This window comes from Flavobacterium tibetense (assembly GCF_003293845.1).
GTDB classification, from domain to species: Bacteria; Bacteroidota; Bacteroidia; order Flavobacteriales; family Flavobacteriaceae; genus Flavobacterium; species Flavobacterium tibetense.
Genome location: NZ_QLST01000012.1, coordinates 1 through 14691, shown reverse-complemented (window position 1 = coordinate 14691; position 14691 = coordinate 1). Strand labels below are relative to the sequence as shown.

General features: G+C 33.9%; 15 protein-coding genes. 14 read left to right on the top strand and 1 reads right to left on the bottom strand.

From position 1 onward, the window contains the following. The first annotated feature begins 77 nt into the window (after window positions 1–77). The 7 genes from lpxA to DPN68_RS09925 all read left to right on the top strand — a co-directional run bounded on the left by lpxA (window position 78) and on the right by DPN68_RS09925 (window position 6736). The gene (lpxA, locus tag DPN68_RS09955) at window positions 78–863 is read left to right on the top strand and encodes an acyl-ACP--UDP-N-acetylglucosamine O-acyltransferase (protein ID WP_113989510.1); all 786 of its coding nucleotides are present in this window, start codon (window positions 78–80) and stop codon (window positions 861–863) included. Window positions 864–891: 28 nt separating this feature from the next. Beyond that, window positions 892–1452, top strand: a complete 561-nt coding sequence (gene efp / locus DPN68_RS09950) for an elongation factor P (protein WP_113989509.1) — start codon at window positions 892–894, stop codon at window positions 1450–1452. Between the two features lie 66 nt (window positions 1453–1518). After that, window positions 1519–2448, top strand: a complete 930-nt coding sequence (locus DPN68_RS09945; RefSeq protein WP_113989508.1) for a UDP-3-O-(3-hydroxymyristoyl)glucosamine N-acyltransferase — start codon at window positions 1519–1521, stop codon at window positions 2446–2448. A gap of 1 nt (window position 2449) precedes the next feature. After that, complete coding sequence (locus tag DPN68_RS09940; protein WP_113989507.1) at window positions 2450–2812, top strand: hypothetical protein; 363 nt, start codon at window positions 2450–2452, stop codon at window positions 2810–2812. An 87-nt stretch (window positions 2813–2899) separates the two neighbouring features. Next, entirely contained in the window at window positions 2900–3772 is an 873-nt protein-coding gene (sucD, locus tag DPN68_RS09935; RefSeq protein WP_113989506.1) for a succinate--CoA ligase subunit alpha, read from the top strand. A 108-nt stretch (window positions 3773–3880) separates the two neighbouring features. Further along, the gene (gene fabG / locus DPN68_RS09930) at window positions 3881–4627 is read left to right on the top strand and encodes a 3-oxoacyl-[acyl-carrier-protein] reductase (protein ID WP_113989505.1); all 747 of its coding nucleotides are present in this window, start codon (window positions 3881–3883) and stop codon (window positions 4625–4627) included. 81 nt (window positions 4628–4708) lie between these two features. Further along, window positions 4709–6736 (top strand): hypothetical protein, encoded by a 2028-nt coding sequence (locus tag DPN68_RS09925; RefSeq protein WP_113989504.1) that lies wholly within the window; start codon window positions 4709–4711, stop codon window positions 6734–6736. Window positions 6737–6741: 5 nt separating this feature from the next. Here the strand turns inward: DPN68_RS09925 and DPN68_RS09920 are convergent, their stop codons facing one another. Beyond that, window positions 6742–7467, bottom strand: coding sequence for a YoaK family protein (locus DPN68_RS09920; protein WP_113989503.1), 726 nt, complete (start codon window positions 7465–7467; stop codon window positions 6742–6744). A gap of 380 nt (window positions 7468–7847) precedes the next feature. On the opposite strand from DPN68_RS09920, the gene hisG reads away from it, so the two are divergent. The 7 genes from hisG (at window position 7848) to hisF (ending at window position 14529) form a co-directional block, all read left to right on the top strand. After that, entirely contained in the window at window positions 7848–8705 is an 858-nt protein-coding gene (gene hisG / locus DPN68_RS09915; protein ID WP_113989502.1) for an ATP phosphoribosyltransferase, read from the top strand. A gap of 40 nt (window positions 8706–8745) precedes the next feature. Continuing rightward, the gene (gene hisD, locus DPN68_RS09910; RefSeq protein WP_113989501.1) at window positions 8746–10020 is read left to right on the top strand and encodes a histidinol dehydrogenase; all 1275 of its coding nucleotides are present in this window, start codon (window positions 8746–8748) and stop codon (window positions 10018–10020) included. Next, entirely contained in the window at window positions 10017–11087 is a 1071-nt protein-coding gene (hisC, locus tag DPN68_RS09905) for a histidinol-phosphate transaminase (protein WP_113989500.1), read from the top strand. Before hisD ends, hisC begins: the two co-directional genes overlap by 4 nt. Beyond that, window positions 11059–12198 (top strand): bifunctional histidinol-phosphatase/imidazoleglycerol-phosphate dehydratase HisB, encoded by a 1140-nt coding sequence (gene hisB, locus DPN68_RS09900; protein WP_113989499.1) that lies wholly within the window; start codon window positions 11059–11061, stop codon window positions 12196–12198. The genes hisC and hisB overlap by 29 nt, the downstream gene beginning before the upstream one ends. Window positions 12199–12283: 85 nt before the next feature. Continuing rightward, window positions 12284–12865 (top strand): imidazole glycerol phosphate synthase subunit HisH, encoded by a 582-nt coding sequence (hisH, locus tag DPN68_RS09895; protein WP_113989498.1) that lies wholly within the window; start codon window positions 12284–12286, stop codon window positions 12863–12865. A 25-nt stretch (window positions 12866–12890) separates the two neighbouring features. After that, window positions 12891–13655, top strand: a complete 765-nt coding sequence (gene hisA, locus DPN68_RS09890) for a 1-(5-phosphoribosyl)-5-[(5-phosphoribosylamino)methylideneamino]imidazole-4-carboxamide isomerase (RefSeq protein WP_113989497.1) — start codon at window positions 12891–12893, stop codon at window positions 13653–13655. 118 nt (window positions 13656–13773) lie between these two features. Continuing rightward, window positions 13774–14529: an imidazole glycerol phosphate synthase subunit HisF gene (gene hisF / locus DPN68_RS09885; RefSeq protein ID WP_113989496.1), complete on the top strand. Its 756-nt coding sequence runs from the start codon at window positions 13774–13776 to the stop codon at window positions 14527–14529. The last annotated feature ends 162 nt before the right edge of the window (window positions 14530–14691 follow it).

The window sequence follows — 14691 nt, the reverse complement described above, 5'->3', positions numbered from 1 at the left end:
AAAAACAAAGTAATTGGAATTTAGAATTAGTTAAAATAACTAATGATTTATTACTAATTACTAATAACTAAAAAAATATGAATCAACCATTAGCTTATGTGCATCCCGGTGCCAAAATAGCAAGAAATGTAGTAATCGATCCTTTCACAACAATTCACAACAATGTTGAAATTGGTGAAGGAACTTGGATTGGTTCAAACGTTACCATTATGGAAGGGGCTCGCATTGGTAAAAATTGTAACATTTTCCCAGGAGCTGTGATCTCAGCTGTTCCACAAGATTTAAAATTTGGTGGAGAAGATTCTCTTGCTGTTATCGGTGATAATACAACTATTAGAGAATGTGTAACTATCAACAGAGGGACTATTGCTTCTGGGCAAACAAGAATTGGCAGTAACTGTTTAATCATGGCAACAGCACATATTGCACACGATTGTCATATTGGAGACAACGCAATTATTGTTAACGGCGTAGCTTTGGCTGGACACGTAACGGTTGGTAATTATGCCATCATTGGTGGTTTAGCCGCTATACATCAATTTATTTCTATTGGCGATCACGCGATGATTTCTGGTGGTTCATTGGTAAGAAAAGATGTTCCACCGTTTACAAAAGCGGCAAAAGAACCTTTATCTTATGTTGGTATTAACTCCGTTGGATTAAGAAGAAGAGGTTTTACCACTGAAAAAATTAGAGAAATTCAAGATATTTATCGAATTTTATACCAAAAAAATTACAATACTTCACAAGCTTTAGGTATTATTGAAGCTGAAATGGAAGCAACTCCAGAACGTGATGAAATTATTCAATTCATTAGAAGCTCGTCAAGAGGTATTATGAAAGGTTACACAGGAATTTATTAGTATTAATTATCATTCAAACAAATATAAAATGGCAAGTACATCAGACATCAGAAACGGTTTATGCATCAAATACAATCACGATATCTATAAAATTATTGAATTCTTACACGTAAAGCCAGGAAAAGGTCCAGCTTTCGTAAGAACTAAATTAAAATCGTTAACTAACGGAAAAGTACTAGACAATACATTTTCAGCAGGACATAAAATTGATGTAGTTCGTGTAGAAACACATACATTCCAATATTTATATGCTGAAGGAAATGATTTTCATTTCATGAATACGGAAACTTTTGAACAAATTACTTTAAATAGAAATGTTCTAGATGCTCCAGATTTATTAAAAGAAGGAGAAAATGTAATGATTCAAATTAACACAGAAACTGATATGCCGTTATCAGTTGATATGGCGGCTTCTGTAATTTTGGAAGTAACGTATACAGAACCAGGAGTTAAAGGAAACACAGCTACAAACGCAACGAAACCAGCTACGGTTGAGACGGGTGCTACTGTTAATGTTCCTTTATTTATCAATGAAGGAGATAAAATTAAAATTGATACCGCTTCAGGAAAATACATGGAAAGAATATAACAAGTAAGCCTCAATTACGGTTGGGGCTTTTTTGATTTACTATCCAAAATTAATTTTTTCAATTGAATGAAATTTAATCGAACCCATACTTTATCAGAAATTGCAGCAATTATCAGTTGCGAATTTGTTGGTGACGCCTCTTTTCCTGTTGAAGGAATGAACGAAATTCACGTGGTAACTCCAGGTGATATTGTTTTTGTTGACCATCCCAAATATTACGACAAAGCTTTACAATCGGCTGCTACTATTGTTTTAATTAACAAACAAATAGATTGTCCAGAAGGGAAAGCATTGTTAATTTCTGATGATCCTTTTCGCGATTTCAATAAACTTACCAATCATTTCAGACCATTTCAAGCTTCAAATGCAGCTATTGCTCCAACAGCTAAAATTGGTGAAGGAACTGTTATTCAACCCAATTGTTTTGTTGGAAATCAAGTTACCATTGGTAAAAATTGTATTATTCATGCTAATGTTACTATTTATGACAACTGTGTAATTGGAGACAATGTAATCATTCAATCAGGTACCATTTTAGGAGCTGATGCTTTTTATTACAAAAAGCGTCCGGAAGGTTTTGACCAATTACTTTCTGGTGGTAGAGTAGTAATCGAAGATAATGTTGGAATTGGTGCACTTTGTACTATTGACAAAGGCGTAACTGGAGATACTACTATTGGTTCCGGAACCAAAATTGACAATCAAGTGCATGTGGGTCACGATACCATCATTGGAAAAAAATGCTTAATCGCCGCACAAACCGGAATTGCTGGCTGTGTTATTATTGAAGATGAAGTAACACTTTGGGGTCAAGTAGGAACAACTAGCGGAATAACAATTGGTTCTAAAGCAGTTGTAATGGGACAAACTGGAGTTACTAAATCAATTGATGGTGGAAAAACGTATTTTGGAACACCAATTGAAGAATCTAGAGAAAAACTAAAGCAATTAGCCAATATCAAGAAAATCCCTGAAATTTTAGATAAATTAAAGTAAGATGACAAGAAAAGCGTTAATTCAGAAATTATATGCTGAAGACGGTTTGAGAAATAAAGAATTTCTTAACTCGTTATTAGCTGAAAATTTTATTTTACAATGGGAAAGTTCAGAGGGTTATCACGAAATGAACAAACAAGCTATTCTTAATTTAGCTGACGAATTAAACGCGAACTACGAGTTTTCTGATGTTGATATTTTTTCAATAGTTGAAGAAAACAATAAAATTGCTGTACATTATTTACACAAATTAAGTACTTTGGAAAACCCAAATTCATTAATTCCAATTGCTAAAGTTATGGTGATTTGGGAGTTTGAAGAAGCCACTATTTTAAAAGGATACCAAATTAGCAAATTGGCTTAAAAAAATACATTAAAATTTTAGCAGTTTTTTATCAAAAAAACTTACTTTTGCAACACATTAAATAAAAATCAATATAATTATCATATCATGAGTGTTTTAGTAAATAAAGATTCAAAAATAATTGTTCAAGGATTTACAGGAAGTGAAGGAACTTTCCATGCTTCTCAAATGATTGAATACGGAACAAACGTAGTAGGTGGTGTAACGCCAGGAAAAGGTGGAACTATGCATTTAGACAGACCTGTTTTTAATACAGTTAAAGACGCTGTTGAAAAAGCGGGAGCAGACACTTCTATTTTATTCGTACCGCCAGCATTTGCAGCTGATGCTATTATGGAAGCAGCTGATGCAGGAATCAAAGTTATCATTTGTATTACAGAAGGAATTCCTGTAGCTGATATGATTAAAGCATTCGATTATATTAAAGGTAAAAACTGTAGATTAGTTGGTCCTAACTGTCCAGGTGTAATTACACCAAATGAAGCTAAAGTGGGTATTATGCCAGGTTTTGTTTTCAAAAAAGGAACAGTTGGTATTGTTTCTAAATCAGGAACGTTAACTTATGAAGCGGCTGACCAAGTAGCAAAACAAGGATTAGGCGTTACAACGGCTATTGGAATTGGTGGTGACCCAATCATTGGTACAACTACAAAAGAAGCTGTTGAGTTATTAATGAACGATCCTGAAACTGAAATCATCATCATGATTGGTGAAATTGGTGGTCAATTAGAAGCTGATGCTGCTCGTTGGGTGAAAGCTGACGGAAACCGTAAGCCAGTTGTTGGATTCATCGCTGGTGAAACTGCTCCAAAAGGAAGAACAATGGGTCACGCAGGTGCAATCGTTGGTGGTGCTGATGATACAGCAGAAGCTAAAAAACGTATCATGAGAGAATGTGGTATTCACGTAGTAGATTCTCCAGCAGAAATCGGTAAAAAAGTAAAAGAAGTTTTAGGATAATCAATCCAAAAAATAAATAAATTTGAAGCCTTACATTTTGTAGGGCTTTTCTTTTTTCAAAAAGTAAATTAGTATATTTGCTAAACGAATTAACAAACTATACAGAAAATGAAATTATTAGAAGGAAAAGTAGCTATCATTACGGGTGCAAGCCGAGGAATTGGTAGCGGAATAGCAAAAGTTTTTGCAGAACAAGGCGCAAACGTAGCTTTTACTTACAGTTCGTCTGTAGAATCAGCTATGGCTTTGGAAAATGAATTAAACGCTTTAGGTGTTAAAGCAAAAGGATACCAATCAAACGCAGCAGACTTCAATGAAGCGCAAAAATTAGTGGATGATGTTATTGCTGAATTTGGAACTGTAGATGTTCTAATTAACAATGCAGGAATCACCAAAGACAATTTGTTAATGCGTATGTCAGAAGAAGATTTTGATAAAGTGATTGATATCAACTTAAAATCTGTTTTCAACATGACAAAAGCGGTACAAAAAATCATGTTGAAAAACCGCAAAGGTTCTATCGTGAATATGAGTAGTGTAGTAGGAGTGAAAGGAAACGCAGGTCAAGCCAATTACGCCGCTTCAAAAGCAGGTATGAATGGTTTCACCAAATCCATTGCTTTAGAATTAGGTTCAAGAAATATCCGTTGTAATGCAATTGCTCCTGGATTTATTGAAACAGAAATGACTGCCAAATTAAACGAAGACGTTGTTAAAGGTTGGAGAGAAACTATTCCATTGAAACGTGGTGGAACCCCAGAAGATGTAGCCAATGTTTGTGTTTTCCTAGCTTCAGATATGAGCGCCTATGTAACTGGTCAAGTAATTAACGTTGACGGAGGAATGCTAACTTAAAAAAGTTTATGGTAATTAGTTTATCGTTTGTTGTTAACCATGAACTAATACAACCATAAACCATAAACAATAAACTTTAAAATGACAAACACCACCATTTTACTTCTCGTTTTTTCAGTAGTACTCGCTGGAGTTTTGTCGTATTACCAATATTTTTATAAAGCTAAAAGTCAGTCCAAATGGAATTGGCTTTTGGCTTTTTTACGTTTTGCATCGTATTTATTGGTCTTTTTATTGTTGATTAACCCAATTATTTCTCGTTCAACTTACGAAGTTGAAAAAACACCATTACCAATTGTTGTAGATAACTCCAAATCAATTCCTTTTCTAGAAAAAAACGAGAATAATTGGAAAATTCACGAACAAATAACAACAAACAAAGCACTTCAAGAAAAATTTGATGTACAATTGTTTGCATTGGCCAATGATTTACAACCAGCAACAACTTTCGATTTTTCTGGAAATCAAACCAATATTGCCGCAGTTGCTGATAATCTAAAGCAATTGTATCGCAATAAAAAATACCCAATAGCATTGTTAACCGATGGAAATCAAACCGTTGGAAAAGACTATGTATACAATTTTCAAGAAAACACAACGGTTTTTCCAATTGTTTTGGGAGATACTGCTACGGTTTTTGATTTGAAAATCAATGATTTGAATGTAAATAAATACGCTTTCTTAAAAAATAAATTTCCAGTTGAAGTTTTTGTGCAATATAACGGTACTAAAGCGATTACTGCTGATTTTGCGATTCAAAATGGGAATCAAACTATTTTTAAGCAAAAAGTTTCCTTTACCAAAGACAAAAAAGTACAAACCATTTCCGCTTTACTAGAAGCAACATCGGTTGGATTACAAAAATACAAAGCCGTTATTTCAAGTGGAATTCCTGAAAAAAACACTTCAAATAACACAAAGAATTTCGCTGTAGAAATCATAGATCAAAAAAGTGAAATTGCCATTATTTCGGATATCATTCATCCAGATATTAGTGCTTTAAAACGCAGTATTGAATCTAATGTAATGCGTAAATTAACTATTCTTAAATCAAATGAAATCAGTTCATTAGAAAATATTAATTTGGTTATATTTTACCAACCAACAGCTGCTTTTAAATCTATTTTTGAAACTACCAAAAAGGCTAACACTAATACCTTTTTAATTACAGGAAAACATACCGATTTCAATTTCTTAAATCAAATACAAGACGATTTTTCGTTTAAAATGACGAATCAAGTGGAGAATTATTCGGCGCAATTTGACGCTACGTTCAATTTGTTTGCACAGGAAAATATTGGTTTTGAAAATTTCCCTCCATTAGAAAATGCTTTCGGAACTATTACAGCTAAAAAGAACCAAGCTACGTTATTACAAGCAAGAATTCGAACAGTTACTTTAGAAAATCCACTTTTAGCATTTGCAGAAGAAGGAACCCAACGAAAAGCATATCTTTTTGGGGAAAACATCTGGAAATGGCGTATGGAAAGCTATTTACAAAAGAAAACATTTACTGATTTTGATTTGTTCATGGATAAAACCATTCAATTTTTAAGCGCTAATTCAAGTAAAAAGTCACTAATTGTTTCTCATGAATCGTTTTATAATTCGGGAGAAACGATTACTATTTCGGCACAATATTTCAATAAAAATTACGAATTTGACGATAAAGCCCAACTCACCATTCAAGTAATTAACAACGAAACAAAAGCTTCAAAAACCTATGATTTCTTGAAATCATCGTCTAATTATGAAGTGAATTTTGATAATTTATCTAAAGGAAATTATTCGTTTGTTGTTAAAGAAAAATCCTCAAATGCGACCTATAAATCTAGTTTTGAAGTGCTCGATTTTGAAATGGAAAAACAATTTGTCAATCCAGATATTTCTCGTTTACAGCAATTAGCAACAAATACCAATGGCGAATTATTTCATCCCAATCAAATAGAAGCACTCATTGAGCAACTTTTGAAAAACCCAAATTTCAGTCCAGTTGAAAAGGAAGTAACCAAAAAATCACCATTAATTGAATGGTTTTGGTTGCTTGTACTTTTGGTACTAACACTTGGTTCAGAATGGTTTATTAGAAAATATAACGGATTGTTATAAACTTCTTACTTCATTTTTCGCTTTAGCAGAAAATAACGATAGCGCAAAAAATCAAAATATAAAGCTATAATTAAAAATAAACTGGCTACCAACAAGGTTTTCAGTTTCAAATAGTGGAATAAGTAACCTCCCAAAATACAGCCAAAAGAGAAAAACAAAATAATTGAAAATTTCAACAAGATATTATTTAAAAGAGTAAGTCTAGTCTCTACCGTTTTATTAAAAAGCAATTGCGATAAATCAATTCCTAAGTCGGTAAATAGTCCTGTTAAATGGGTAGTTCTCACAACAGATTTTGAAACATAAGTAACTAAAGCGTTTTGAATTCCCATTGCAATTAGTAGAGAAAATGTATATAATTGGGTATTAATTACCGAATTATCAGCTTCATAAACAGAAAAACCAACAAATAGAATTAAAATTATTTCCAAAACGATTGGATAAAAATGCGGATTTTTACTATTCTTTTTGGTGGCTAAAGTTGTTAGAAAGTTAGACAAAAATGCACCCAACAAAAAGCAAAGTGTAAATAGTAAAAAAATCAACGCAGTTTGGTACTCAAATCGAACTAATTCTTCAGAAAAAAAAGCGAAATGTCCAGTAACATTGGTAGTTAAAACACCAAAAGCAAATAATCCGCAAACATTCACAATACCAGAGACAAACGACAATAAAGTGGCTAATCGTATGTTGTGTTTTAAAGTTCTCGAATTTCCTTGGTGACGAAACATTTTTTGAATTTATTACCAAAGGTAAAAATTATTGCAAGAAATAATTTTACATTAGCAAGAATAAAAAGATTTTGTTTATCAATTTTATAACTTTTAAGTAAAATTCATCATATTCAATTAAACAAAATATAAATTTTTAAAACATTTTGTTTATTCGAAAAATTAGTTGTTATATTTGCCATGTTAAATAATAACACAAATTATGTTTTTAAATCAATTACATCATCATCATCATACCTCCGCTCAAGCGAAGTAGTGATGCTATGTAATTAATCCATATAATCAGTAACCCGTTTGAGTACATCAAGCGGGTTTTTTTATGTTAAGCACATTTTCTTCAATCCCTTGGTGTACTTTTTTTAAAATATAAAATTAAAAAAATGAACACTTTAAAAATTGCTATTCAAAAATCTGGTCGTTTACACGACGAAAGTATCCAATTACTGAGAGATTGCGGAATTTCCATCTACAACGGAAACGACCAATTAAAAGTAAATGCGTCCAATTTCCCTTTAGAAGTTTACTATTTGCGTAATTCCGATATTCCTCAATATCTGATTGATGGCGTTGTAGATATTGCCATTGTAGGTGATAATTTATTGGTAGAAAAAGGGGAAAACATCGAAATTGCTGAAAAATTAGGATTCTCAAAATGTAAAGTTTCTGTTGCTGTTCCAAAAAATTTCAACTACAATTCCATCCAAGATTTAAACGGATTGCGAGTGGCTACTTCGTACCCAAAAACAGTAGTGGATTACTTTACTACCAAAGGAATTACGGTGGATATTCACCAAATTTCAGGTTCGGTTGAAATTGCTCCAAACATCGGACTCTCAGATGCTATCGTAGATATTGTTTCCAGCGGAAGTACGTTATTCAAAAACGGATTAAAGGAAGTAGAAGTCATCTTAAAAAGTGAAGCGGTTTTAGCTGTTTCCCCGCAAATTTCTGAAGAAGCAAGAAAGTTAGTATCCAAATTACAATTCCGAATTCAATCGGTTTTACGTTCGAGAAAATCAAAATACATTTTAATGAATGTTCCGAATGATAAAATTGCAGAAATCAGTAAAATTCTACCTGTTTTAAAAAGTCCAACCGTTATGCCGTTAGCTGAAGAAGGTTGGAGTAGTGTGCATTCCGTAATTGATGAAGATAAATTTTGGGAAGTCATAGACCAACTAAAAGAAGCCGGAGCCAAAGGGATTTTGGTATGCCCAATTGAGAAAATGGTGCTGTAAGAAGTTAGAAAATAGAAAATAGACATTAGAAGTTAGACATATGAAAAAAATATACAATCCAAAATCCGAAACTTGGTCAGAAATTTGCAAAAGACCAACGCAAACGTTCAACGATATCGAAGAAACGGTAAAGCAGATTTTCAAAGAAGTTCAAAACAAAGGCGATCAAGCCATTGCCAAGTATTCCTCTTTCTTTGATGGCGTAACATTGGACAATATTCAAGTCACTACAGAAGAGATTGAATCGGCTAAAAAGGAAGTTGCTGCCGAATTAAAAGAAGCCATCCAATTAGCAAAATCAAATATCGAACAATTTCACGCAGCTCAAAAAACGGATAAAATTGTAGTAGAAACTACTATAGGAGTTACGTGTTGGCAAGAAAAAAGACCAATTCAAAAAGTGGGTTTGTACATTCCAGGTGGAACAGCTCCGTTATTTTCAACAGTTTTAATGTTGGCTGTTCCAGCAAAAATTGCAGGTTGTCAAGAAATTATCTTGTGTTCGCCACCTGATAAAAATGGTAAAATAAATGCCGCAATTCTCTATGCCGCTGATTTATGTGGTGTTACCAAAATTTATAAAGTGGGTGGCATTCAAGCCATTGCAGGAATGACTTTTGGAACTGAAACTATTCCGCAAGTATATAAAATCTTCGGACCTGGAAATCAATTTGTAACGATTGCCAAACAATTTGCATCCCAAAACGGAGTCGCTATAGATATGCCAGCGGGGCCAAGTGAATTATTAGTTTACGCCGATGAAACGGCTATTCCAAGCTTCGTAGCTTCCGATTTATTAAGTCAAGCCGAACACGGAAAAGACAGCCAAGTGATTTTGGTTACTACCAATAAAAACATCTTGAATGATGTGGAAGAAGAAGTATACAAACAATTAGAAGTTTTACCAAGACAAGAAATAGCGCAAGTTGCCATCAATAATTCCAAATTGATTTATGTGGAAACCGAAAAGACCGCTTTATCGTTAATAAATGAATATGGTCCAGAACATTTTATTGTTTGTTCCAAAAACGAAGATTATTTCGTAGATGGCATTCAAAACGCTGGTTCGATTTTCATTGGAAATTTCACACCAGAAAGCGCTGGCGATTATGCTTCAGGAACCAATCATACGCTACCAACAAACGGTTATTCCAAAAGTTATAGTGGAGTTAATTTAGATAGTTTCTTGAAAGCAATGACCTTCCAAAAAATATCAAACATTGGAATTCAAAACATTGGAAAAGCTATTGAAATTATGGCAGAAGCCGAAGGGTTACAAGCACACAAAAATGCAGTTTCATTAAGACTAAAATAAAAGTTATGAATATTCAATCATTAATCAGAGAGAACGTAAAAAAAATGAGTCCGTATTCCTCAGCACGTGATGAGTTTGAACAATTTACAAAACCTATGATTTATTTGGATGCCAATGAAAATCCGTTTACTAACGGCATAAATCGTTATCCAGATCCACAACAGAGAGAATTAAAAGCCATCATTGGCGATAAAAATAATGTTTCAAAAGACGCTATTTTATTAGGAAATGGTAGCGATGAAGTTTTAGACCTAATTTTTAGAGCGTTTTGCGAACCTAATAGAGATAACATCATCACTTTACCACCAACTTACGGAATGTATGGCGTTTTAGCTAATATCAATGCTATTCAGAATAGAGAAGTGTTGCTAAATGAAGAATTTCAACCTAATGTTGATGCGATTTTAAATGCAGTGGATGCCAATACCAAAATCATCTTTTTGTGTTCGCCCAATAACCCAACAGGAAATTCTTTCTCGGATTCATCTGTTATAAAAATTCTCAATCAATTCAAAGGCTTGGTAGTTTTAGACGAAGCGTATATTGATTTTACTGAAGAAGAAAGTTGGTTGAGTGTTTTAAAAGATTTCCCAAATTTAATCATTACACAAACTTTATCAAAAGCCTATGCAATGGCTGGATTACGTATCGGAATTTTGTATGCTTCCAGAGAAATTATTTTGGTTTTAAACAAAATAAAACCACCATATAATGTTAATGGTTTATCGCAAGAAACGGCTATTAAGAAGTTGAACCAAAGCACGATGCCAGCGCAAGTAAAAAAAATAATTACAGAAAGAAAACGTTTGGAAACCGTACTTGCAAGATGCAGTTTTGTTGAAAAAGTGTTTCCATCAGTAGCTAATTTTATTTTGATAAAAGTAGATGATGCCAATTTCAGGTACCAACAATTTTTAGAAAATGGAATAGTAGTGCGTAATAGAAGTAACCAACCGCTTTGCGAAAATTGCCTCCGAATTAGCGTTGGAAGTAAAGAAGAAACCGAACAAATTATTGAATTATTAAAAACCTTCAACAATGCCGAAAAAAGTACTATTTATAGATAGAGACGGAACTTTGGTTGTAGAACCAGAAAATTACCAATTGGATTGCTTGACCAAATTGGAATTCTATCCAAAAGTATTTCAATTCTTGAGTAAAATTGCTAAAGAATTGGACTTCGAATTGGCAATGGTAACCAATCAAGATGGCTTAGGAACCAAAAGTTTTCCAGAAGAAACGTTTTGGCCAACCCAAAATTTCATCCTGAAATCATTTGAAAATGAAGGAATAACATTTGATGAAATTTTTATAGACAGCAGTTTTCCAGAAGACAATGCACCAACAAGAAAGCCTAGAACTGGAATGTTAGCCAAGTATTTGAACAATCCGGAATACGATTTGGAAAATTCTTATGTAATTGGCGATAGAATTACCGATGTAGAATTGGCAAAAAATCTAGGTTCAAAAGCGATTTTCATCATAAACGAAGAAAATTTGGGTGGAAATGAAATCGCATCATCATTGGAAGAATTACAAAATGTAATCGCTTTACAAACCAATGATTGGCAAAGGATTTATGAGTTTTTAAAATTGAACGAAAGAACGGCTTCAATTTCCAGAAAAACGAATGAAACCGACATCAACATCAAATTAAATTTAGACGGAACAGGAAAAAGTAACATCAATACCGGAATTTCCTTTTTTGATCACATGTTAGACCAAATTGCACGTCACGGTCAAATGGATTTAGACATCCAAGTCAAAGGCGATTTAGAAGTAGACGAACACCACACAATTGAAGACACTGCGATTGCTTTAGGAGAAGTTTTTGCAAAAGCTTTAGGTAATAAATTAGGCATCGAACGTTACGGATTTTGTTTACCAATGGACGATTGTTTAGCTCAAGTAGCCATTGATTTTGGAGGAAGAAATTGGCTCGTTTGGGAAGCAGAATTTAAACGTGAAATGATTGGTCAAATGCCAACGGAAATGTTTTTTCACTTCTTCAAATCCTTTACAGATGGAGCTAAAGCCAATCTAAACATCAAAGCAGAAGGCACGAACGAACACCACAAGATTGAAGCGATTTTCAAAGCTTTCGCAAAAGCCATAAAAGTGGCTGTGAAAAGAGATACAGAAAAAATGATTTTACCATCAACCAAAGGAATGTTATAAAAAAAAGTAATCAGTCACAGTCTCAGTTGGCAGAAATAACTCCATTTGAACTGCGACTGCGACTGAATACTGCGACTATAAAAATATGAAAATAGCTATTATAGATTACGGTGCCGGAAATGTTCAAAGTGTTATTTTTGCTTTGGAACGACTTGGTTTTGAAGGAATTGTTACGAATGATTGGAACACTATAAAATCAGCTGATAAAATCATTTTTCCTGGCGTAGGCGAGGCGAGTAGTGCCATGAAAATGTTGGTGGATAGTGGTTTAGATGTGTTGATTCCAACGTTAAAACAACCGGTTTTGGGAATTTGTTTGGGCATGCAATTGATGTGTAAACATTCTGAAGAAGGTGATACCAATGGATTAGGAATTTTTGATGTGAATGTCGTAAAATTTTCAAACGAAGTAAAAGTCCCACAAATGGGTTGGAATACAATTTACAATCTGAAATCGCCATTATTTAAAGAAATTAAAGAAAACGAATTCATGTATTTGGTTCACAGTTATTATGCGCCTTTATCGGAAAATACGATTGCTACAACCAGTTACGAACAAGAATATAGCACAGCATTACAACGCGATAATTTCTTCGGAGTGCAATTTCATCCAGAAAAAAGTGGATTGTTTGGAGAACAAATTTTGAAAAACTTTCTTAACCTATAACCTATTACCTAAAACCCCAAAAAAAATGAGAATAATCCCAGCAATAGACATCATCGAAGGAAAATGCGTCCGACTTTCCAAAGGCGATTACGATACCAAGAAAATATATAACGAAAATCCATTGGAAGTAGCCAAATCGTTTGAAGCACACGGAATTGAGTATTTGCATTTGGTAGATTTAGATGGAGCCAAATCAAGCCGAATTGTGAACTATAAAGTTTTGGAACAAATCGCTTCTAAAACGAGTTTAAAAATCGATTTTGGTGGTGGTTTAAAATCCGATGCTGATTTAAAAGTTGCTTTTGAAAGTGGGGCGAATCAAATCACAGGAGGAAGTATCGCCATAAAACAACCCGATGTTTTCAAATCTTGGATACAACAATACGGAGCTGATAAAATCATTTTAGGAGCCGATGCCATGAATGAAAAAATAGCGATTTCGGGTTGGTTAGAAGAATCAAAAGAAGAGGTCATACCGTTTATTCAAGGCTACCAACAAGAAGGCATTCAATACGTGATTTGCACCGATATTTCCAAAGACGGCATGCTGGAAGGTCCAAGTTTTGAATTGTACCAAAGAATTTTAGATTCCGATTTGTCAAACCAAGCATGTCATTTCGAGCGAAGTCGAGAAGCGAGATTAAAACTAATCGCCTCAGGCGGCATTTCCACTTTCGATGAATTACCCAAATTAGCCGAATTAGGTTGCGAAGGCACCATCATCGGGAAAGCCATTTACGAAGGCAGAATCAGTTTAAAACAATTAGAAAATTATATAATAAAATTATAGCGCAAAGTCACACAAAGTAAACACAAAGATTCGCAAAAGTCGCTGTGTAACTCTGTGAAAACTTCGTGACCCGAGCGATAGCGAACTGACGTAGTAAACTCTGTGTAACAAAAAACATATGTTAACAAAAAGAATCATTCCCTGCTTAGACATCAAAAACGGACGAACCGTTAAAGGTGTCAACTTTGTGGATTTAAAAGATGCTGGAGATCCAGTAGAATTAGCAAAGAAATACGCCGAAACTGGCGCTGACGAACTCGTTTTTCTAGATATTTCCGCTACAGAAGAGCGTCGTGCAACATTAATTGACTTGGTTCGAAAAGTGGCAGCTTCGATTAATATTCCGTTTACCGTTGGTGGTGGCATTTCGTCTGTTGCAGATGTTGATATTTTACTTCGTAATGGTGCGGATAAGATTTCAATCAATTCCTCAGCCGTTAAAAATCCCGATTTGATTAATGAAATTGCAGCAAAATATGGAAGTCAATGCGTAGTTGTGGCTATTGATGCCAAACAAATTAATGGCGATTGGATAGTACATTTAGTTGGTGGAAAAGTTCCAACAGAATTGAATTTATTCGATTGGGCAAAAGAAGTCGAGCAACGTGGTGCTGGGGAAATCTTATTTACTTCGATGAATAATGACGGAACCAAAAACGGTTTTGCTAATGAAGCTTTAGCCAAGTTATCCGAAATCGTAAATATTCCCATCATCGCTTCTGGTGGTGCGGGAACTATGGAACATTTCGCAGAAACCTTTGTCAATGGAAAAGCTGATGCCGCTTTAGCCGCCAGTGTTTTTCACTATCAAGAAATCGAAATTCCAGCATTGAAACAGTTTTTAAAGAAGCAAAATATTGCAGTTAGATTATAATAAGATTAAACCACATAGAAACATAGAAATTATTTTAAGAGTAAATTATAGCATTATATTTAGACATAGCTATGAAACCTCTGAAAAGTGCAACAACTAAAAGCTATATAGTTGAAACCTTTGTTTCTATGTGGTAAAAAAAATCAAACCACATAGAAACAT